We start from the raw sequence: 24,123 nt of genomic DNA, 5'->3' as shown, positions 1-24,123 counted from the left end.
ACGCTGCAAATATCTGACCCTCTTTTATGAAAAATGCCGCCGATTGCAGTCAGCGGCATTTTTCCCTGGATCATTTACATTTTGTCAAACTTCGTGTCGCCGGCAAACGATCCTATTGACAGTTGTTCTTCAAGAACAAGTCCGTGATGATGCCGTTCTTCAATTCTTTTGATAATAGATCGAATTGCATCGGTATTTTCTTCGATATTGTGAGGGTCAAAGATCGTCACATGGTCTCCTTTTAATTTGTACTCAAGGTAATGCTGTGCGGTTGATTGCGTCCATCCTCTATCGGTCAACTCGCCGCATTGAAAATGATGAATGTTGGCGTTCACCGCGCCGGAATTGATCAGTTTATTGTGATATGTGAGATAGCTTCTGATTTTATCCTTAATGGAAGGAATGGTTAATAATTCTCTATAATAATCCGGAATGATATCCAGATTCCGATGAATGATCTCTTCGGTTTCCTCTTCCGAAAAATAATTCACCGAAACGGCTCTTTTAGAATCAAGCATCATAATGTCCGATACGATGCGTCCGCGCTTCTCCAAGGCTTTGGCAACCTCAAAAGCCAAATTCGATCCCGAGGAGTAACCGAGTAAAACAAAGGGCCCTTGTTCCTGAATGCCTATCATGCTTTCTGCATACCGGTCAACGATCTCTTGCTCGTAAGACGGCTCTTCTAAGAAATCAGCGGCATAGACGGTGCAGCGGCCGTCAAGTCTTTTCGCCATTTCATTATAGACCAGCCCGTACCCGATTAAAGGCGGGAAACAGAACACAGGGATTGAACCGTTCTGATTCATCTTGACGAATACGTTATCCGTCTTGGACTCGAAAACTGCCGCTTGAATGGCGCGTGCCATTGTTTCGATGGTAGGAAAATCGTATACGGCTTGATAATGCATTTTGATTCCCATACGGTCGTTGATTTGATGAATAACTTGCAATACTTTGAGCGAATGGCCGCCAACGTCAAAGAAGTTATCTTTAATTCCCGGGTCGCTGAGTGCTAAAATGTTCTTCCATATCTCGGCCAGCTGCTTTTCAATTAACGTTCCGGGCGCTTCGTATTCGGTTCCGGTGAGCCTATTTCCCTCAGGAGCCGGCAAAGCTTTTCGATCGATTTTTCCATTTGCGGTTATCGGCATCTTCTCCATTTGTACAAAGTAAGCCGGTATCATATAAGCGGGCAGTTTGTTCAGTAAATGACGCTTCAGCTGCGCCGTATTTAATGAATCGTCTCCTGACAAGTAGGCGCACAGCTGCTTTGAGCCCTCTTCTTCAATCGCGATGACGACCGATTCTTTGACAGATTCCAGTTGCAATAAAGCCGCTTCGACCTCGCCAATTTCAATCCGGTAGCCCCGGATTTTCACCTGATGATCAATTCTTCCCAAATACTCGATATTGCCGTCAGGCAGCCACCGGGCGACATCTCCCGTTTTGTACATTTTTTCGCCTGCGGCAAACGGGTGTTCAACAAATTTCTCAGCCGTTAATTCCGGGCGGTTCAAATATCCTCTGGCCAGTCCCTCTCCTGCCACATAGAGCTCGCCCGGTATGCCCATTACCTGAATGCGCTGATATTCGTCCAAAATATACGCTTGCAGAGTAGGAATAGGTTGTCCGATGTTGCTTCTGCCCTCGTCGATTTCCCGTTCCGTGATTTCTTTATATGTGACATGAACGGTGGTTTCGGTGATGCCGTACATATTGATTAATTGGGTTAAAGGATATTTAAGCTTCCAGTCTTTCAAGAAGGATGGATTTAACGCCTCTCCGCCAAATATGATTTTTCGGATGTTTAAATTGGATTCGGGATCTTCTCTCTCCTCCTGCATCAGTTGATAGAAATAACTCGGCGTTTGATTTAAAATGGTCACAGCTTCCGATTTTAACAATTGCAAATACCTTTCCGGGTTTTTTGCTATTTGTTTCGGAACAATCACTAATTTGCCCCCATACAGCAGCGCTCCGTACATTTCCCATACTGAAAAATCAAAGCAGAAGGAATGAAACAAAGTCCAAGTGTCCGATGCGTTAAAATCAAAAACATTTTTGTTGTTAAATAACAGACGAACCACGTTTTTATGTTCAATGAGCGTGCCTTTCGGATTCCCTGTTGTTCCTGATGTATAAATAACGTAGGCTAATTGATTTGGCATCACGTTCAGATTGAGATTAGATGATTCGGCGCCGTATGATGACGGATCGTCAAGGAAGACAGTATGACTTTGATAATCGGTATCTTCCAGAAGATGATGCTGCAATAATAAGATAGAGACGTTAGAATCCTCAAGCATATAATGGATGCGTTCTTTCGGATAATCCGGATCGATCGGTACATAAACGCCCCCGGCTTTCAAAATAGCAAGGATGCCTATCACCATCTCCGGTGAACGTTCCGCCATAATGCCGACAAGCTCCTCGGCCTGAAGTCCTTTGGCAACCAAGGTTCGGGCCAGCTGATTGGCGCGTTCATTTACTACCCGATACGTCAGCTTCTTATCTTCAAAAACAATCGCCACGTGCTCCGGCGTTCGCTCCGCTTGTTCTTCAAACAATTGATGAATCGTCTTTTCCTTTGGATACTCGGCCGCCGTATCGTTGAACTTATCTATCAGGAGCGATCGCTCATCCGCTGTTACGATATCAAGGTCTTGAACGCGAATGTCCTGATCGTCCGCCATTTGCTTCATGATTTGCATGAAATGCGTCTGCATCCGTTCGACACTTGCTTGATCAAAAACATCGCGATTGTATACAAAACGAATGTCAATTTCTCCATCTGGCATCACTATAAAAGTAAAATCGTAATGAGTATGTTCTTCCATATGAAAATCGAGAATGTCTAATGCGTTGTCATCCTGCTTCATATGTTCTATTTGTTTCTCAACCGGGTAATTCTCAAATACCATAATATGATTGATCAACTGCTGCTTTTGCTCAGTTTGAGCCTGAATGTCATACAGCGGAAATGTATCATATTTTTGAGAAGCCAGTGCCCGCTCCTGATTCATTTTCAATACTTGTGCAGCTGTCATTTCAGGCTGCGTATGAATACGTACGGGAATGGTATTGATAAATAAACCGACCATGGTTTCAATTCCCGGAATTTCTGCCGGTCTGCCGGATACGACCGTGCCGAAGACGACATCCTGACTCCCGTTGTATCTTTGCAGCAATAAGCCCCATGCGGTTTGTATCCATGTATTGACGGTGACTTGCTGGCGGCTTGCGGCCCGTTTTATTTCGTCTGTGAGCCGCTTTCCTAAACGAAACTCATGCTCACCTTTTTCGTATCCTTTCGCCCGGCCGGAAGATTGTTCTTGTAACAAAACAGTTTGCCCTTCATAACCTTCTAAATAGTTACGCCAATAGGCTGACGCCTGCTTGTGGTCTTGTTGATCCAGCCATTCGATATATCGGCTGTATGGAGTGACGGCTCCCCGCTTCGGCTGCCTTTGCTCGAGTATCGCATAATAGGTTTCAAACACTTCTTTCGTAACAAGAGGCAAACACCAGCCGTCCATTAAAATATGATGAAAGCTCCATATCAATCGCGCTTGGTCTTCCTCTGTCCGCAGGATCGATACGCGCATTAAAGCATCCTGGGTGAGATTGAATCCCCGCGCCTTATCTCTTCTTGCAAAATCGGCAATAAACTCGCTGCGCTGGTGACTGTTCATGCTGCGAATATCTTCAACGTCCGTTTCAATCGGCTTTTGCCGGAATACAATCTGCAAAGGCTGATCTTTCCATTCTGTATAAAAAAGAGTCCGAAGAATGTCATATTTTTCGGCCAGATGCGCCAAACTCATCCTGAATGCATCGATATCCAAGAATCCTTTCAGATCAAAAGCGGCTTGTTCAAAGTAAGCTTCGGAAGCCGAATCGATCAAGCTGTGGAACAACATTCCTTTCTGCATCGGGGTTAATGGGTATATATTTTCAATGTCACCGAGATGACTCGTCTGCTGCACAAATTGATCCAATTCACCGATCGTTATACCTTTTAACGAAATGTCGCTTGGCGTCAGGTGAATTTGATCTTGAGCATCACAATGTGCGATGACTTGCTGCAGGCTGTTTTTTAAGAGATCGGCACAGGCTTCCATTGTTTCTCTCTGATATTGTTTGCCGCAATAGCTGATGGCCAGCGACAATCGGCCGTCTGAAATCATGCCGTTGATATCAAGTGTATAGGTCAAGGGACGATTGTCACTGGCTGTTTTCCCGCTTGAGTAAGGGGATACTTCCATCTTGCCGTTCCGGACATCTTGATCAAATTGACCCAAATAATTGAAACGTATTTCCGGATGTCTGGTCCATTCATGTGCCTTCGGGTGATCGGACAAATATTTGATCAGGCCGTAACCTATTCCTTTTTGGGGGATCTGACGCAAATTTTCTTTCACTGTTTTAATCCGCTGCGGGATATCCTGATCAGCTTTGATTTGAAGCGAAACCGGATATAGGCTTGTGAACCATCCCACCGTACGCGAAATATCGAGATCCGGAATGATAGACTCTCTGCCGTGTCCTTCAAGATCAATGAGAATGTCTTCATATCCGGTCCAACGATGAATAGCAATTCCCAGACCGGTCAGTAATAAATCGTTCATATCGGTCGAATAAGCCCGGTGAGCGTTTTTTAATAAACGTTCGGTTTCCTCAACGGTCCATTGAACGATGACCGTTTCCCGGTCTTTGGCCAGACCGATCTCCTGTTCATTGTCCTTTGGCAATGTATGCTGCGGATTATGTTTCTGTCTGAACCAGTATTGATTTTCCGCTTCGAATTCCTGACTTTCTGCATAACGATTCAACTGTTCAGCCCATAACAGGTAAGAGTCCGTTTTCTTCGGAAGCCGGATCGCTTCGCCGTTTTGGAGCTGCTCATAAGCTGCCGCTATATCCTCAAGTAAAATCCTCCACGATACGCCGTCGATGACCAGATGATGAACCGCAATCAGCAAATGATCTCCCTCTTGACACCGGAACAATCCTAGTTTCATGAGCGGTCCTTCGGCTAATTGAATGGATTGCTGAATCTCATTGGAAATGGTTTCTATCGTCTGGGACACATTTTTTTCTTCGCGTAATGAGATCACTTCAAGGCTGAACAGATCACCTTCTTCGATCCCCCGATTTCGGGCTTCATATCCATCTTCTGTCGGAACATAGACCATGCGCAAAGCATCGTGATGCTCTGTGATCTTCTTCATGACGTCCCGAAGCTTTGATTCATTCAGTCCCTCTTTCCAATAAAGCATAACCGCTTGATTATAATGGTGTAATTCCGGGTATTTCTGGTCAAAAAACCAATGCTGAATCGGTGTCAGCAGCGCCCGGCCTTTAATTTCTCCTTGTTCTGCGATTCGGGTTACCGGCTCTACGTATGGAACAAGCTCGGAGATCGTTGGGTATTTAAACAAGTGTTTGATTTCAAACTTATACCCGGCTTGGTATAATCTTGAGGACACTTGAATCGACTTAATGGAATCGCCCCCCAATTCGAAGAAATGATCTGAGATTCCGACCCGTTCTAAGCCTAAGACCGACTCCCACACCGCGGCCAGTATGTTTTCCAGTTCTGTTCGAGGAGCTTCATAGTTCATGCCTGTAAGATTCTCTCTTGGAGAAGGAAGGGATTTACGGTCTATTTTTCCGTTGAAAGTAAGCGGCATCTCTTCCAGCTGAACGAAATAAGCAGGTATCATATAGGATGGAAGCTGCCGGGACAGCTCTTCACGGAGCTCGCCTGCAGTTAAAGCATGTTGTGCGGTATAATAGGCGCACAAGGATGTTTCCCCATCGATTTCCCGGGCGATAACGATGGCTTCTTTGATCGCCGGCAGCTGAAAAAAAGCGCCTTCGACTTCGCCGATTTCAATGCGGTAACCGCGGATTTTCACCTGGTGATCAATCCGGCCCAAATACTCGATATTGCCGTCCGGCAGCCATCTTGCCAAGTCTCCCGTCCGGTATATCCGTTCTCCTGCTGCAATCGGATGGTTTACAAACTTCTCGGCCGTCAGTTCGGGACGATTCAAGTAGCCCCTTGCAAGCCCATCGCCCGCTATGCACAGTTCTCCCGCTACACCGGTCGGCTGCATATGTTCCAAATCAGCATGTAATATATACAATTGAATGTTGGAAATCGGTTTGCCTATCGGAATCGATGCATACGTTTCTTCCGTCTGGCAATCAAAGTATGATACATCAATTGTTGCCTCAGTCGGTCCGTACAAGTTGATGATTTGAGCCTGGCTCACCGACGTGATGATGCGTTTGAAGCCTGCGACATGTACAGGCTTCAAAGCCTCCCCGCTTGCAAACACATGTCTTAATGACGCTAATTTTTGTTTCAACATCCCGCTTGGCTTCTGATCCATGGATTCCAGGAAGGCATGCAGCATCGCCGGTACAAAATGCATTGTGCTGACACCTTTTTGTGCAATTGTATCTAAAATCAGCTCGGGATTCTTTTCTCCTCCGCTTGGCAGCAGCACCAGTTTAGAACCTGCCATCGTCCACCAGAACAGTTCCCACACTGATACATCAAAGGTGATCGCAGTTTTTTGCAGAATTGCATCCCGCTCATCGAGAGGGTATTTTTCCTGCATCCACACCAGCCGATTGATGACCGACCGGTGCTCAACCATAACCCCTTTCGGCTTGCCCGTTGAACCCGATGTATAAATAACATAGGCCAGATGATCCGGACCAGCAGCCGGCTCTACATTCGACCCGTCTTCACAAAAGTTTTGCGGATCTTTCATATCCAGCACTTTTCCCGTAAAAGGTACTCTCTCTTGCGACTGATTCTGCACGAGTAACAACTTCGTATCCGAATCCTCCAATATGTATCGAACCCGTTCCTCGGGATAGCCCGGGTCAATCGGTACATACGCCCCGCCGGCTTTCAAGATCCCGAAGATCCCTACAATCATATCCAGGGAGCGTTCGGCCATAATCCCGACCGGCTGATCCGGCTGCACGCCTTCAGATTGCAGTGTCCGAGCGAGTTGATTCGACCTTTCATTCAATTCACGGTACGTCAGACGGCTATCCTCGTAGACAACAGCCGTTTGATCAGGGGTACGTCCCGCTTGTTCCTCCAAAAATTGATGAATCGTTTTTTCTCTTGGATACTCTGCAGCCGTTTGATTATAGGCGATGAGTTGATTTGTCTCTGAGTCTGACAGAATATTAAGCTGGCGGATCATAAGGTCGGGTTGGAATAACAAAATCGAAAAAATTCGGTTTACATGTTCGATCACTTGCATCATATACTGGCGATCATAAGCTTGTTCATTATAAGTTAACTTTAAATGAATCGAATCATTTTCTATGGAAAACTGAAATAACGTATCAGCAGCAGCCGTTTCTATAAAACGAATGGGGTGAAGCTGATCTAGTGATACGATCGTGTGGATCATTGGCAAATGATTTGAATCGTAGTTCAGATTTAATGGACCGGCCATTTTATCGAAAGGAACGTGCTGATGTAAGATGGCTCCGTTCAGCGTATGCTTGAATTCATTAAATATGGATTTAAACGTGCCATCCGCATTTATGTTTTGTTTGATTAACATGACTTGATCTAAACGAAGGTCTTCATCGGTTTCGTCTTCAAAGGTCGGAACACCTACAATAACGCCCTCTTCCCCCGTATATTTGTACAAAAGACACTCGATTCCGACCAGGAGAACCATATAAACGGCCATTGGCGATTTATTCGTCATCTTCATGATGCGCAGGGATACATCGGAGCTCAATGAACTGTGAATACGGTTGGGTGCACTCGGCGCATCGTGCTCTATTGTTGAGTCCGACATTTGAAACGAAGGGATTGCACTGGGACGATCTTCCGCATCGAACATGCTGCTCCAGAACAACTCCTGTTGCTTAAATTCTGACATTAATATCCCTCCAGTAAGTTTTAGCCGGCTGATGGCTGTCCCCGTAAAAACACCATGCCGGGGACAGCCGGTACCGGCCGTTTTTAGAAATTCAATTCGATTTCGCTTGCAAAGTGTTCACTTTTGTTTACTTTCTCACTTAATTGAATTTCTTTTAAAGGAATCGATGGGTCTTTTATGATCGCCGACAGAATCATGGCGTAATCCTTGCTCAGCGTAGCGATGGTTTTCTGTTTGAACAGCTTCGTGCAGTACTCAAAGCTTCCTTGTATCTCGTGCGGATTCATCACGAAGGTCAGCTGTAAATCAAATTTGGCCGCCGTATTTGTTTGTTCATATGGTCTGACCGCGAGAGAGTCCAATTCGATATCCGTTTGTTCCGTATTTTGCAGAACAAACATCGTATCGAATAACGGACTACGGCTTAAGTCCCGTTTCACTCCCAGTTTCTCAACTAATTCTTCAAAAGGATATTCTTGATTTTCATAAGCTTTCAGCATCGTTTCTTTTGTTTCCGTTACATAGTCCATAAAGGTCTTTTCTCCAGCCGGGGCCGTACGGATGGCCAGCGTATTCACAAACATCCCGATAATATGCTGTAAATCTTCATGCATTCTTCCCGCAATAGGCGTACCGACGACGATATCTTCCTGACCGCTGTATTTGGCCAGCAGTATGTTATAGGCTGACAGCAAGATCATGTAAGCGGTCGATCCGGTCAATTCTTCCATCTGTTTTATCCCCTGGACCACGGTCTCATCGAGAGCGAAATTGTATCGCTTGCCTTCAAATCTTCGAATTCGCGGTCTGGCAAAATCTTTCGGCAGCTCAAATGGCGGGAGTTCCTCATGAAATACGTTCAGCCAATAGTTCTCCTGCCTCTTGATGCGTTCCCTCTGCTCCGCCTGCTGCTGCCATACAGTGTAATCTTTGTATTGAATCCGGAGCGGGGTTAATTCTTTGCCGTCATACAATTGAATCAGTTCTTCAACAAAAATATTCATAGAAGCGCCGTCTGAAACGATATGATGCATGTCAAACATGAAAACATGTCTGTCCTGTTCTAATTCGATGAGTCCGGCCCGAAGCAATGGAGCCTGACTGAGATCGAAAGGCCGCACGAAATTGCGGAACAGCTCCTCGACCTGCTCATCAGCTGCTTTGTACCTTTCTATAGAGAAATCCGCCTGCGGCTTGATCACCTGCACCAGCTCTCCGCGGACCATTTCAAATCCGGTTTGTAGCGATTCATGGCGCTGGATCAGACTTTGGAACGCAGATTGTAAACGATTCATGTCGATCCTGCCTTCCAATGTCAAAATCCCCGGCATGTTGTAACTTAGTTCTCCGCCTTCAATTTGTGTAGACAGGTAAACCATCTTTTGTACAGAAGATACAGGATAAACATCTTTGGCTTCTGCAACAGGGATTTCATCCGGTCCGCTGGTTTCCGCGCCTGCAATGACCCTCGCCATTTCTTCAATCGTCGGGTATTGAAACACTTCTCTCAATGAAATGCTTTTGTCGAATTGCTTATGGATCTTGGTAACGAGCGTCATCCCCCGTAACGAATGCCCGCCGAGATCGAAAAAGTTATCTTTGACGCCGACTTGTTCTACCTTCAATACTTCTTTCCAGATGTGAACCAGCTGCTCTTCCGGTTTTGTCCTTGGAGCAACATAGTCAATCCCGGTCTGCAAGCCTGCTTCAGGCAGCGGTAACGCGCTGCGATTCACTTTTCCATTGGAGGTTAACGGCATTTGCTCCAGCTGCATCAAGTATGAAGGAACCATGTAGCCTGGTATTTGATCGGAGAGTTTTTCTTTAAGCTGATTGATCGGCAGTGACTTCTCCCCTGTATAATAGGCATACAAATCGCTTTGCCCCTCTGCATTTTCTCTGGCCAGGATCACCGCTTCTTGTACATGCTCGATGTTGAGAAGAGCGGCTTCCACCTCGCCAAGTTCGATCCGGTAACCGCGAATTTTGACCTGATGATCCTTTCTTCCGGCATATTCAATGTTTCCATCCGGCAGGTAACGGGCAAGATCGCCTGTTTTATACATCCGCTCTCCGATTACAAACGGATCGGCCACAAACTTTTCGCCCGTTAATTCAGGCAAGTTCAGATACCCTCGTCCTACTCCGTCTCCGGCGATGCACAGCTCACCCTTTACACCTATAGGCAGCATCCGATCATGGGAATCAACAATATACACACGGTTGTTGCCCAGCGGCTTGCCGATCGGCACGTAACCGCCGTCGTCAGCGGATGCCAATGTCTCCGGTACGATATGAAAGACCGATGCATCCACACAGGTTTCCGTCGGACCGTATACATTGGTTATGAGCGGCATTGATGACCCGTTCGAAGCGAACAATTCAAGCAATTGCGCCGCCGTCGCCTGCGGGAGCGCCTCTCCTCCAATAAGCATGTGCCGGATCGTTATCCCATGAAGGCTGTCTGCAGCGATAAGCAATTGCAAATGTGACGGTGTTCCGTCTGTTACGTCAATGCGGTGGGTGCGATAATAGTTTGACAAGGCATAACCGTCTGATACTGATGCTTTAGGGACGATATACAGTGCATGTCCCCCTAACAGTGCCGCGAAAATTTGCTTGACCGATGCGTCGAAATAGTACGGTGCCAACAGAGACACACGCAATCCCGAATCATAAGCACCGTACACTTGTCCGCGGAGCCCCTCCATCAAATGAAGGACCTGGCGATGCTCAATCAGCGTGCCTTTTGGCTTGCCGGTTGTGCCTGATGTGTAGATCACATACGCCAAGTGATCCGGTCCGGCTGCCGTCACCAGATTCGAGCCGTCCCCGCTGTTCATTCGTTCGTTATTCAGCAGTAAAATCTCTCCGGCAAAGGATACACGATCTTGTAAATGGGGCTGTGCCAGCAGAACCTTTGCTCCTGAATCCTCCAGAATATAGCGGATGCGTTCCTGCGGACTGTCCGGATCCATCGGCATATACGCGCCCCCGGCTTTCAGGATCGCCATAATCCCCACGATCATTTCCAGAGAACGTTCTGCCAGAATACCCACAGGCTGGTCAGGCTGTACGCCTTCGCTTCTTAAAATCCGCGCCAGGCGGTTGGCCCGCTCATTCAGCTCACGGTATGTGAATCGGCTTTTCTCGTAAACTGCGGCCGTATGTTCCGGCGTGCGCTCCGCCTGCTCCTCGAACAATTGGTGAATTGTTTTGTCCCGTGGGCAGTCTATCGCCGGTTGACCCCATCTCTCCACAATCTGCTCTTTCTCCTTCGCGGTGATCATCTCCAGCGATGAAAGCGGCGCCTGCGGATCATTCGCAATCGCCTCGATCAATTGGATAAAGTGCTTTGCCATGCGTTCCGCAGTTTCCTGCTTGTACAGCGCCGCCGCGTAACTGATCATACCTGTAATTCCGTCTTCATTTTCTGCCGCTTGGAACGTCAGGTCGAACTTCGCCATCGCATGGTTGTCCGGATAAGGGGTAAAACGCACATCATCGAGGCTCAATTCTCCCCGTTCTGTGTTTTGCCATATGAACATCGTGTCAAACAGCGGATGGCGGCTGAAATCCCGGGACACATTCAGCTTGTCCACCAGTTCGTCGAATGGATACTCCTGGTTTTCGTACGCTTTTAATGTATGCTCTTTGACTTCCTGCACGTACTCCCGGAATGTTTTTTCCCCGACCGGATTCGTTCGTATCGCCAGTGTGCCCACGAACATGCCGATTAAGCTTTCCAAATCCGAATGGGTTCTTCCGGCAATCGGGCTGCCTACTACGATGTCTTCTTGCCCGCTGTATTTGGCCAGCATGGTCGTATAAGCAGCCAGCAGCACCATGTACAGCGTGCTTTCGCTCTTCACCGCCAAGCCTTTCAGCTGTTCCGTCAACTCCGGTCCGATGACAAACTCGATTTGTCCTCCTTCAAAGCTCCGCGCAGCCGGTCTTCCGTAGTCGGTTGGCATATCCAGCACCGGAACCTCTCCGCTGAACATATCCAGCCAGTACGCTTCCTGTTTCTTCATCCGTTCGCTTTGCATATCCGACAGCTGCCACGCCGCATAATCTTTATACTGAATCCGCAATGGCGGCAATTCTTTTCCTTCATATAATGAAACGAACTCTTCAATCAAATTCTTGATAGATACGCCGTCTGAAATGATATGATGCATGTCAAACAGCAGCAAATGGCGGTCTTTTGCAAGCTCGATCAGTCCTACCCGCAGCAGCGGCGCTTTCTCCAAGTCAAATGCCCGCACAAACCCATGAACGAGGGCTTCCGCCTGTTCTTCTTTCGCTTGAGTGAATTCCACTGCAAATGGGACGTCGTCATAGATCCGCTGCACCGGTTCTCCATCTATCAGTTCAAAGCCGGTACGCAGCGTTTCATGGCGCTGAATCAGCTTGCGGATCGCCTTCTCGACAAGTTCCCGATCCAGAGCTCCATCGGCTCTCATGACACTCGGCATGTTGTAGCTCAGCTCTCCGCCTTTCAGCTGATTCAAAATGTACAGCCGTTTCTGCGCCGAGGAGACGGCATAGTATTCTTTTGCTTCAACGGTCGGGATAGATGTATATGCTGTGTGTTTCATTCCGGTAATCGTTTCTGCCATTTCTTCAATTGTTGGCGATCGGAACACTTCCCGCAGCGGCAGGCTGACCCCCATCTCTTTGTGCAGCTTCGCCGTCAGCGTCGTTGCCCGCAGCGAGTGACCGCCGATGTCGAAGAAATTGTCTTTCACGCCGATACGCGGAAGTCCAAGCACCTCTTTCCAGATATGCGCCAGCTGCGCTTCCGCCGCTGTACGGGGAGCAACGTATTCGCCCCCCGTTTGCACGCCTCCTTCTGGTGCCGGCAATGCTTTGCGGTCGACTTTTCCGTTTGCCGTGAGCGGAATCGATTCAACAAAAGCCCATTTCACGGGAATCATATAGTCAGGAAGGTTTTTGGCCAGATCTTTCCGTAATGCTGAAGGATCAGTCGCTTTTGAGACGCTGCAGTACGCGCACAATTCATTTTCACCCAAAGCGTTTTTTTGAATAAGGACGGCTGCTTCTCTCACCGCCGGGTGATTGGCCAATATGACTTCAACTTCTTTCGGTTCGATCCGGTAGCCCCTTATTTTCGCCTGATCATCAATGCGGCCGAGGTATTCGATTTGCCCGTCCTCACGCAGCCTTGCCAAATCTCCGGTGCGGTACATAACGGCTCCCTCTCTGAACGGATCAGGTAAAAATTTCTCTCCCGTTAAAGTCGGGTTATTCACATAGCCTCTCCCGGTATTTGCTCCGGAAATATACAGTTCTCCCGCAATGCCGAAGGGCTGAAGCTGTTTGTTCTTGCTGATGACATACATATTGTTATGGCATATCGGTTTGCCGATCGGCGGATATTCAGGAATATCATCTCCCGGTTGAATGGTATACGTCGACACTACATGAGTTTCTGACGGACCGTAATGATTGTGCAAATGCAAGCCGTGTGTGCGGAGCACTTTCTGAAATAAACGGGATACTGTCAATTGTTCTCCTGCTGTAATCAAGTGCTTCACACAGCGCGGAAATGAATATGCATAGCTCTCTTCGTTAAAAAGCATTTTGGCAAAAGCAGTCGGGAAAAAGACGATGTCCGTCTGATGTTTATTAATAAACGAAAACAGCTGAGCCGCGTCCCGCTTTATTGATTCAGGCACGATGTGGAGTGTGCCGCCGCTGAGCAGGGCTGAAAACAGCTCTTGATAGCAGACGTCAAATGCCGGAGATGCGTATTGAAGCACATTGGTTTTGAAATCGATGCCTGAGTTTGTAAATTGGTCATACAGCAAATTGGCCATATTTCTATGTTCAAGCAGCACACCCTTCGGTTTCCCCGTCGTTCCTGATGTATAAATAACGTAAAGCAGATCCTCCGCCGTGTTTATCGTCTGCACATTGCTCCCGTCCGGTTCTGTCTCCGCTTCTTCTATGAATGTGACAATCTGCGTTGCTGCCTCGGGGACTGACCGGTCTTTCTCTGTCACAACATGAGTGCAGCTGCTGTTTTCAATGATATAGCGGATTCGTTCGGCAGGATGGCTCGGATCAATCGGAACAATGGCACCGCCCGCTTTTAAAATGCCTAAAACAGCAATCGCTAATGATGGTGAACGCCCGGCGATCACAGCCACCGGCTCCTGATGCTTCACACCTCGCTTACGGAGAATCCGCGCCAGTTTATTGGCCGTTTCGTTCAGCTCTTTGTAAGAAATCTCCGCCCCTTCGTATTGAATTGCGATTTCTTGCGGCGTTTGTGCCGCCTGGCGTTCAAACATAGTATGAATCGTTTCGTATTCAGGCTTCTCTGTTCCCCCGGAAAGCGGAGTGAGCAGCTGTTCTTTTTCTTGCTGCGTCAGTAGTTCCATTTCTTCTATTTTGACAGACGGCTGCTGCAAAATTTGGTGAATGAGCTGTTCAAAATGTCCGCGAATCCGCTCTGCCTCTGATTGTCCATATTCATTTTGGTTGAAATCAAAATGAATGGTGAGTTGTTCGCCAGGAATGACAACTACATTAAAATCGTAATGAGTATGTTCTTCTATATGGAAATTCACGATATTTAAATCCGCAGCATCATGACCCTCTTCGACTTGCTGCCCTATCGGATAATTTTCAAAGATCATGATATGATCAATTAAGTTTTGCTTTTGTTCCGTTTGGGCCTGAATTTCGTATAAAGGATAGGTATCGTACGATTGGGAAGCCAGCGCGTTTTGTTGAACCATTTGCATCGTATCAGCAAAAGTGCTGTCTTCATCGCAGCGGATGCGAACCGGAATGGTATTGATGAACAGGCCGATCATCTGTTCCACATCAGGAATTTCCGCCGGCCTTCCCGACACAACACTGCCGAAGACAACGTCTGCGGACCCGCTGTATTTCTGTAATAAAACTCCCCATAACGTTTGGATCAACGTATTTAATGTAACCTGATGCTGATTTGCGATCTGCTGTAATTGTTTTGTCTGTTCGTGATTAAATCGGCAGATCACATTGGCATAGGCGTATTCTTTTTGTTCATGCTGCTCTATTTTATGAAGAAGCGTGGTTTCACCTTTATATCCTTCAAGATACCCGCTCCAGTACCGCTTTGCCGCTCCCTGATCTTGGCGGTCAAGCCACTCGATATAGTCGCTGTAAGGAGCTGCCGATGACGGTTCTGGTTCCCTGCCTTCCTGTAAGGCGCTATAATGATCAAACACTTCCTTCGTGATAAGAGACAGGCACCAGCCATCCATCACAATATGATGGAAGCTCCAAATCAAATGATATTTGCGGTCTTCCATACGGAAAATCGCTATGCGCATCAGCCGATCCCGAGCCAAGTCAAATCCTTTTGCCTTATCTTCTCTTTGATAGGCTGCGATTGCATCCTCTCTCAGGTGCTCCTCTCTATCACGCAAATCTGCATAATGAATTTGCGGTGTTTGCGTTTTATAGACAATTTGTAAAGGAGTATCGTTCCAGCCGCTGTAAAAACGGGTTCTGAGCACGGCGTATGTTTCAAATAATCGTTCAAGGCTTGCTTTAAACCAATCAATCTTTAACTCTCCCTGCAAATCGAACGATGCTTGTTCAAAATAAGAACTTGAGGCCTCGTCCAGCAGGCTGTGGAAGAGCATTCCTTTCTGCATCGGAGTGAGCGGATACACGTTTTCAACCTCACCTGCATGCGGCAGTTGAATGAGGAGCTGATCCAATTCGTCAATGGACATGCCTTTTAACAAAATATCGCTTGGCGTCAGTTCCGATTGTTCTTTATGAACGCAATGCGTAATGATGGTCCGCAGGCGGCTTTGAATCGTTTCCGATAACCGCATGATCGTTTCTTTTGCGTACTGTTTGCTGCTGTAGCTGATCGTAAGCCTCAACCGGCCCTCGGTGATCATTCCGTTTATATTCAATACATACGGTCTTTCTTGATTTCCGCTTGAGTCTGAACCGCAAGAATAAGAAGATAATTGAACCCCATGCTGCTGTAAATCTTGGTCAAACTGTCCCAGATAGTTAAAGCTGATCTCAGGATCAAGTTTCGATGGCATTCCGCCGCTTAAGTACCTTGCTATTCCATATCCGATCCCTTTATGCGGAATTTGGCGCAATCCTTCTTTGGTCGTCTTGATATAATCAGAGATTTCTTTGCCCGGCTGCGCGTGCAGCACAACCGGATACAGACTTGTAAACCACCCGACCGTGCGGGAGATATCTATATCCTGTATAATCTGTTCTCGGCCGTGTCCCTCTAAATGAATCGGAATTTGTTCCAGTCCTGACCAATGCGATATGGAAAGACCCAGAGAAGTTAAGAGCAAATCGTTTATTTCCGTGTTATAAGCGCGATTCGCTTGTTTTAATAAGAGCTCCGTTTCCTCTTTCGTCCATTCCACAGTTGCTGTTTCACTGTCTTTTGCAGTTGTATGAGCTTTATGAAAATCTTTAGGCAGCGGTTTGACTTCGGTTTGTTCGATCTTTGTCCAATATTCCTGTTCTTGTTTTATGGTTTCACTTTGCGCATATTCTGACAGTCTCTTAGCCCATAATTGGAAAGAGTCTGTTTTTTGCGGCAGTTGAATTACTCGCCCGTTCTCGGCTTGCTTGTAGCCGCTAACGATATCTTCCAGTAAAATGCGCCATGAAATCCCGTCTATAATCAAATGATGGATGGCAATGAGCAAATGATCTCCATTTGCGCATTGAAACAACCCGGCTTTCATTAACGGCCCATCACTTAAACGCATACTGCTTTGTATCTCATCAGCTTTGGCTTCAATTGTCCGTCCCGGATCGGAATCTTCTTTCAGATTCAGGACGTCTAAGCGGTACAGTCCGCTTTGGGCGATTTCTTCATTCTGTGCCTCACAGCCATTTTCTGTAGTCCGGAACGTCATGCGGAGCGCATCGTGATGTTCAGCAAGCTTTTGCAGGGTTTGACGAAGCTGCGTTTCCTGAAAACCTTCCGGCGCATGCAGCATGACGGCTTGATTGTAATAATGCTGATCTGTCGTTATGTGATCAAAGAACCAATGCTGAATAGGAGTCAGGCTGACTTTTCCTTTGACCTCACCTTGATCGGCTATACGCAGATTCTGCTTGATATGCGGACTCAAATCTGCAATTGTTGCATATTGAAACAAGTCTTTGATTTCCATTTTGTATCCTTGCTGATTTAATCTGGAGGATACTTGAATGGATTTAATGGAATCTCCGCCAAGATCAAAGAAATTATCAAGAATACTGACGTTTTCAGCGCCTAATACCGATTCCCAGGCAGAAACTAATATTTCTTCCGCTTTTGTTCGGGGAGCTTTATACTCTGCTCTGTCCTGCAGCTCGAAATCCGGAGCAGGCAGCCCTTTTTTGTTTATTTTTCCGTTAGAAGTTAAAGGCATTTCATCAAGCTCGATAAAATAAGCCGGAACCATATAACTTGCAAGGGTTTGAGACAATTGTTTCCGGAGCCGGGCTGCCGTTGTTTGCCCGCCGCTCACGTAATATGCACACAATTGTTTAAATCCGTGGACGTCCTCTCTGGCTGTAACGACAGCTTCCTTGATCGCTTCTTCTTGAAGCAGTGCCGCCTCGATCTCGCCTAATTCGATACGATAGCCTCTGATTTTCACTTGTTCATCTATTCTGCCCGCATATTCAATGTTTCCGTCCGCCAGCCACTTCGCCAAATCTCCGGTCTTATACATCTTCGCTCCGGGCTCAAACGGGTCATCGACAAATTTCTCTGCCGTTAATTCGGGACGGTTCAAATATCCTCTTGCCACACCGGCGCCGCTGATATAGATTTCTCCCGGGACACCGATCGGTGCGGGTTTCATATTTTCATCAAGAACGTAAATGCTCGTGTTTGCCGCAGCGGTTCCGATCGGTACCGCTTCCCGTCTGTCCTTTGCGGCATCATAACGGTAAATCATGCAGCCGACAACGGTTTCCGTCGGTCCGTACTCATTGCATATTTCAATCCGGCCTTCGAACTGTTCATGAATGCTGCGGGCTAACCGGGTGCTTAAGTTTTCCCCGCCCACAATCATTCTTCGGACAGCCGTTTGATCGGCAATGTTCATTTCTTTCAAAACCTGCAAATGGGCCGGGGTCAATTTAATGATATCCACCCTCGGGTCCCGCACAATCGATTCAAGCAGAGCTGTTTTATCCTCTCCGTCATAGACGATGATTGCATTGCCTGTGACAAGCGGCGTGAAAATAGAAGTCACCGTCAGATCAAAAGAAATTGACGAATACAATGGGAAGTTGGCTTTCTCGCCTTTTACATAAACCTCTTTCGCCCACCAAATATAATTGGTCAAGCCTCGGTGCTCGATTAGTACGCCTTTTGGCCGGCCTGTGGAACCTGACGTATAAATGACATATGCCAAATGGCTCGCATTATTTATCGGAGCAAGGTCAGAGTCATCTTGGTGATAAGAACTTTCATCATCAAGTAAAACCGTGGCGCCTTCATAGGCAAGCTGTTTCCTGACATCCCGCTGCATTAAAACGATTCCGGCTTGGGAGTCATCCAGCATATACCGGATGCGGTCTTGCGGATATTCCGGATCTATAGGGACATAGGCTCCGCCTGATTTTAAAACGGCAAGGATTCCGACCACCGATTCGATGCTGTTTCTTGTGATGATGGCTACAGGCTGATCCGTCTGCACTCCTTTCGCTCTTAACGTTCGCGCCAGGCGGTTGGCCCGCTTATTGAGCTCTCCGTACGTGAGCTGCCTATCCTTATCAATGACGGCTGCTTGATCGGGCGTACGCTGCGATTGCTCTTCAAATAATTGATGAACCGGCGTCTGCGGAAACGGCGCGGCCGTGTCGTTAAGCGTCTGCAGAAGGGTTTTTCTTTCGCCTTCCGTTAACAATTCCACTTGATCCACCCGGATATCCGCATCTGTCACGACTTGATGCAGGATTTGCATGAAATGTTCCCGAACCCGCTCTATGCTTGCCCGCTCATACACATTTGCATTGTATTCAAAAGAGATGTTCATCTCGTCGCCCGGTATAACGGTCAAATTAAAATCGTAGTTGGTCTGTTCTTCCATCTGTACGTTGGAAATTTTGATGGATGTTCCGTTCTGGCGGCCTATACTTTCCATATACTGATCAACCGGATAATTTTCGAATATCATTAAATGTGTAATTAAATCTTGCTTTTGCGTTGTACGCGCTTGAATATCGTACAGCGGGTGCGTCTCAAATTGTTGAGACGCTACAGCCCTTTCCTGCGCCTCTTTCATAAGCCCGGCAAACGTTGTCCCTGCTTCACACCGGAACCGGACGGGAATGGTGTTAATGAATAAGCCGATCATGGTTTCCACGTTTGGAATTCCAGCAGGTCTTCCGGATACAACACTTCCAAACACAACGTCCCGGCTTCGGTTATATTTCTGCAGCAAAACCGCCCATGCTGTCTGCAGCAGCGTGTTCAGCGTGACATGATGCTTGCCTGCCGTCCGCTTCATTTTCGAAGTGAGATCGGAGCTTATGTCACACGCCACTTTTTCAGGAACGTATCGTCCGTCTTCCGCTGCATGGTGATCCTTAGGAAGGCCAGTTTGCTCCTCATATCCCTCCAAGTACTTATCCCAATAAGCCGTGGCCTCTTTCGCATCTTGCCGGCCGAGCCATTCAATATATTGACTGTACGGAGTAATTGATGATTGTTCAGGCTGCTTTTGCTGAAGCAAGGCAAAGTAATTCTCGAATATTTCTTTTGTAATCAGCGGCAGGCACCAGCCGTCCATCAAAATATGGTGGAAACTCCAGATAAAACGGTATGTTTTTTCATCCGTACGAAGGATGAATAACCGCATTAACGCGCCTTTTTCTAAGTCGAACCCCCGCATCTTATCTTCTCTGGCATACTGCTGAATCATCGCTTCTTTTTGTGATTCCTTCATCTCTCGTAAGTCATTGAATTGAAAACCGATTTTTTTCGTTTTGAATATGATTTGGAGCGGCTGATCCTTCCAGCCTCTGTAAAAATTCGTGCGGAAAATGTCATATTTTTGCGATAAGCCGTCCAAGCTTTTTGAAAATGAATCAATCTCCAGATCTCCATGCAGATCAAACATCGTTTGCTGAAAATAAGCACCTGAATTCGGATCAAATAAGCTGTGAAACAGCATGCCCTTCTGCATCGGCGTTAATGGATAAATATTTTCCGCTTCGCCTAATTCACGCGTCTGCTCCAAAAGCTGTTCCAGTTCGTCGATTGAGATATCTTTTAACAGGATGTCACTTGGTGTGAGAGAAGTCTGCTGCTGGCTTACGCAATGCGCAATGACTTCTTGCAGACTTTCTTTCAACCCCCGGGCAAATTGCGCCATAGTAGATCTTTCGTATTGTTTGCTGCTGTAGCTCAGTGTCAGTGATAATGTCCCTTCGGCAATCATGCCGTTCAAATCAAGCACGGCCGTTCTCTCTTGGTTTTCGTTCATTGATAACCCTGTGGAAAAAGGCGAGATGCGCAAAGCCTGATGCTTCAGGTCTTGGTCAAATTGTCCCAAATAGTTAAACGATATCTCCGGATTCAGCCGCAGGCTGTCGGCTTCCGGATGCCCGGATATATATTTGATGATGCTGTAATTCATTCCTTTGTCAGGGATACGGCGCAGCCCTTCTTTTACGATCTTGATCCGCTGCGACAGGTTTTTTCCGGCTTCCATCCTCAGGACGACAGGGTACTGGCTTGTGAACCATCCTATCGTGCGGGAAATGTCAGCATCCGGAATAATCGGTTCTCTCCCGTGGCCTTCCAAATTCACGACAATGTCTTCCGTGCCTGTCCACTTGTGAACAGCCAGCCCTAACGAAGTCAGCAGCAGATCGTTGATATCCGTGTTGTAGGCGCGGTTCGCATGTTTTAATAATTGCTCCGTTTCCTCTTTTGTCCATTGAATCGTCACTTCTTCGCTGTCTCTTAATAACGATCTTTCGCTGATAGTGTCCTTAGGCAATGGCTGAGGCTTTATACTTGAAAGCTCAGTCCAATACGCAATCTCCTCTTCCATATCGGTTTCCGCCGCATATTTGGACAATTGATCGGCCCAGAATGGAAACGAATCTGTTTTTTGCGGGAGCTGGATCGTTTGTCCGCGTTCTGCCTGTTCATAACCGCTTGCAAAATCTTCGAGTAAAATACGCCAGGATACTCCGTCAATCAGCAAATGATGAATTGCAATCAGCAAATGATCTCCGTCCGGACATTGGAACAAACCGAGCTTCATCAATGGCCCTTTGTCTAATACCATGCTGCTTTGAATCTCATTCGCTTTATCGGCAATCGCTTGAGCCGGTTCGGTTTCCCCTTTATAATTCATCACTTCCAGATGGTATAGTTCACTTTCATCTGTTCCTGTAATTCGCGGAGCGTATCCATCCGGCGTTTTTTCAAAAATCATCCTCAAGGCATCGTGATGCGACGCGATCCGTTCCATCGTCCGGCGAAGCGGAGCCTCTTGAAAGCCTTCCGCCGAATATAACATGACGGCCTGATTGTAATGGTGTGCATGCGGCATTTTTTGCTCAAAAAACCAATGCTGTATCGGGGTCAGCTTGGTTCCGCCATTCACTTCTCCTTGATCAGCCACCCTGCTGACCGGCGCTACAAACTGACTAAGTTCAGCAATCGAGGGGTGTTTAAACAAATGCTTCATATCAACCTTGTATCCGGCTTGATACAATCTGGATGACACCTGAATTGATTTAATCGAATCTCCGCCAAAATCAAAGAAATTATCCAGAATTCCTATACGTTCTGCCCCTAATACTTCTTGCCAGATGGACGCCAGCAGTTCTTCTATTGTGTTCCGCGGGGGTATGTATTCGTTTTCCGTCCGCGTATTTTCGTCAGCAGCAGGCAAAGCTTTCAGATCAATCTTTCCATTGGAAGTGAGCGGAATGCGTTCCAAAGGGATAAAACGGGAGGGAATCATATAATTCGGCAGTTCCCGGGATAAGTCTTCTCTGAACTGCGCAGCGGTCAAAGAAGCCTCGCCGACATAATAGGCATACAATTGTTTGGCCCCGTCTGCGCCTTCCCGCGCGACGACTGCGGCTTCACGAACGTTTTCCAGATTGAACATGGCTGCCTCTACCTCGCCGATCTCAATCCGGTAGCCGCGAATTTTCACTTGATGATCAATCCGCCCTAAATATTCAATCCGTCCATCTGGCATCCATCTGGCGAGATCCCCCGTTTTATACATCTTTTGACCAGGGACATGCAGATGCTCCACAAATTTTTCCTCCGTCAATTCAGGCCGATTGAGGTAGCCGCGGGCCACTCCCGCTCCTCCGACATACAGCTCTCCCGGTACGCCGATCGGCTGGATTTGATGGTGCGCTCCTAAAATATAAGCTTGATGGTTGGCCACCGGGCTGCCGATTGTGATCTGTTCATCAGCGGACTGAACAGGGTGAAATGTAGATACCACGCTGTTTTCTGTCGGTCCGTATTCATTATTGATCCGAATGCGAGGCTGCAGAGAATGCAGCTTCTCAACTGTATCTGTTTCCAGCTGCTCACCGCCTACAACAACATGCTGAACATGGATGAAATCCTCTCTGTTCATCTGTTCGATCATCGTTTTCAGAAGACGGGGAGAAGTTGAGAAATGAGTAATTCTCTCTTGTTTTATGGCATTTTGAATGGCGAAAGTTTCTTTATTCTCTTCATTAGGCAAAAGGTGCAAAGTTGCTCCCGAGATGAGCGGGCCGAAGAAATTTAAAATGAACGCATCAAAAACATACGGGTACAAGACAAGCACGCGATCCGCCGGAGAATGCTTAAAAAACGCCTTCTTCCATTGGAGCGAGTTTACAATGCCGCCGTGTTCAACCATGACCCCTTTCGGCTTTCCTGTAGTACCCGACGTATAAATGACATAGGCTAAATGGCTGTGTTCCGCTACTGGTGATAACAATGAGCAATCGGCATGGTATGATGTTTCATCATTCAAATCGATCACCGGTCCGTCAAAGGCGAGACTGTTTTTTAAATGATGCTGAACAAGGAGAACGTCTGCATCCGCATCATGAAGCAAATATTGAAGCCGCTCTTTTGGATAGTCAGGATCCAGGGGCACATAAGCGCCCCCTGCCTTCCAAACGGCTATAATGGATACGATCATCTCTAATGAACGATCAGCGAGAATGGCGACTAACGTATCGGGTTGAACCCCGCAATTACGCAATGTTCTTGCCAAACGGTTCGCCTTCTCATTCAGTTCCCTGTACGTCAAATGGTCGTTTTTAAACTTGACGGCCGTATGCTCAGGCGTTCTTTCTGCCTGCTCTTCAAATAATTGATAGACTGTTCTGCTCCCGGAGAAATCTCTGACGGTGTCGTTAAAATCAAACAATAGCTTCTGTTTTTCCGCTTCCGGTAAGATCTCTGCCGTATGGATCGCGGCTTGAGGCTGAAACAGGATCACAGACAGCAGCTGATCCAAATGGGATACAATTTGATTGATATAGTGCTCATCGTACAGATTGCCGTTATAAAAAAGCTTCAAATGAATCCCGTTGTTCTCCAAATCAAAGTGAAACAGCGTATCGGCTGCAGTATCTTCTTTAAATTGCAAGGAATGAATTTCGTTAAGCGAAACGACGGTATGAATCAAAGGCAAATGCTCGTCATTGTATTGCACGCTCAGATGCCGGACCATTTTTCTAAACGGCAGGTTTTGATTTTTCAGAGAATCATTAACGGCTTCTTTCAGCTGCCCGAATACGGTTTTAAATGTGCTCTCGTTTGAAAGCGTATTTTTTAAGAGGACAATGTTGTTAACGGCTGACTGGCCGGCTTTTTGCTTCGATACCGTCGGAATGCCAAGAATCAGGCTCGTTTGATCCGTATATTTATACAACAAGCATTCAATACCCGCCAATAAAATCAGATAGGCGGCCATATCGGAATGATTCGCCATTGTCATGATTCTTTGAGATACTTCCGGAGATAAGGAACGGCAGATGCATTTTTCCTGGTAGCCGGTACGGGCCAACGACGCTTTATCCGCTGCTTTAAAGTAAGGGAATGCGCTTAGGCCGTCTTCTTCATCAAACAGGTTTTCCCAGTACGTTTCTTGAGTTTTAAATACCGACATTGGAGCACCTCATT

Annotated in this window: 2 protein-coding genes; both read right to left on the bottom strand. The window is 46.9% G+C overall.

The window, feature by feature from the left end; all coding sequences use genetic code 11:
* Window positions 1-74: 74 nt before the first annotated feature.
* Window positions 75-7,934, bottom strand: a complete 7,860-nt coding sequence (bamC, locus tag K3G25_RS17210; protein WP_232489435.1) for a bacillomycin D non-ribosomal peptide synthetase BamC — start codon at window positions 7,932-7,934, stop codon at window positions 75-77.
* Window positions 7,935-8,017: 83 nt separating this feature from the next.
* The gene (gene bamB, locus K3G25_RS17205) at window positions 8,018-24,109 is read right to left on the bottom strand and encodes a bacillomycin D non-ribosomal peptide synthetase BamB (RefSeq protein WP_232489434.1); all 16,092 of its coding nucleotides are present in this window, start codon (window positions 24,107-24,109) and stop codon (window positions 8,018-8,020) included.
* Window positions 24,110-24,123: the final 14 nt, after the last annotated feature.

Source organism: Bacillus sp. FCW2, from assembly GCF_021228595.1.
In the GTDB taxonomy this organism is placed as follows: Bacteria; Bacillota; Bacilli; order Bacillales; family Bacillaceae; genus Bacillus; species Bacillus velezensis.
The sequence above is the reverse complement of the archived record's forward strand: the minus strand, read 5'-3'. Positions and strand labels throughout refer to the sequence as shown.

What these genes read in the sequence shown, in the direction of transcription:
- bamC (WP_232489435.1), bottom strand. Translation starts at nt 7,934, where the DNA reads ATGTCAGAATTTAAGCAACAGGAGTTGTTCTGGAGCAGCATGTTCGAT.
- bamB (WP_232489434.1), bottom strand. Translation starts at nt 24,109, where the DNA reads ATGTCGGTATTTAAAACTCAAGAAACGTACTGGGAAAACCTGTTTGAT.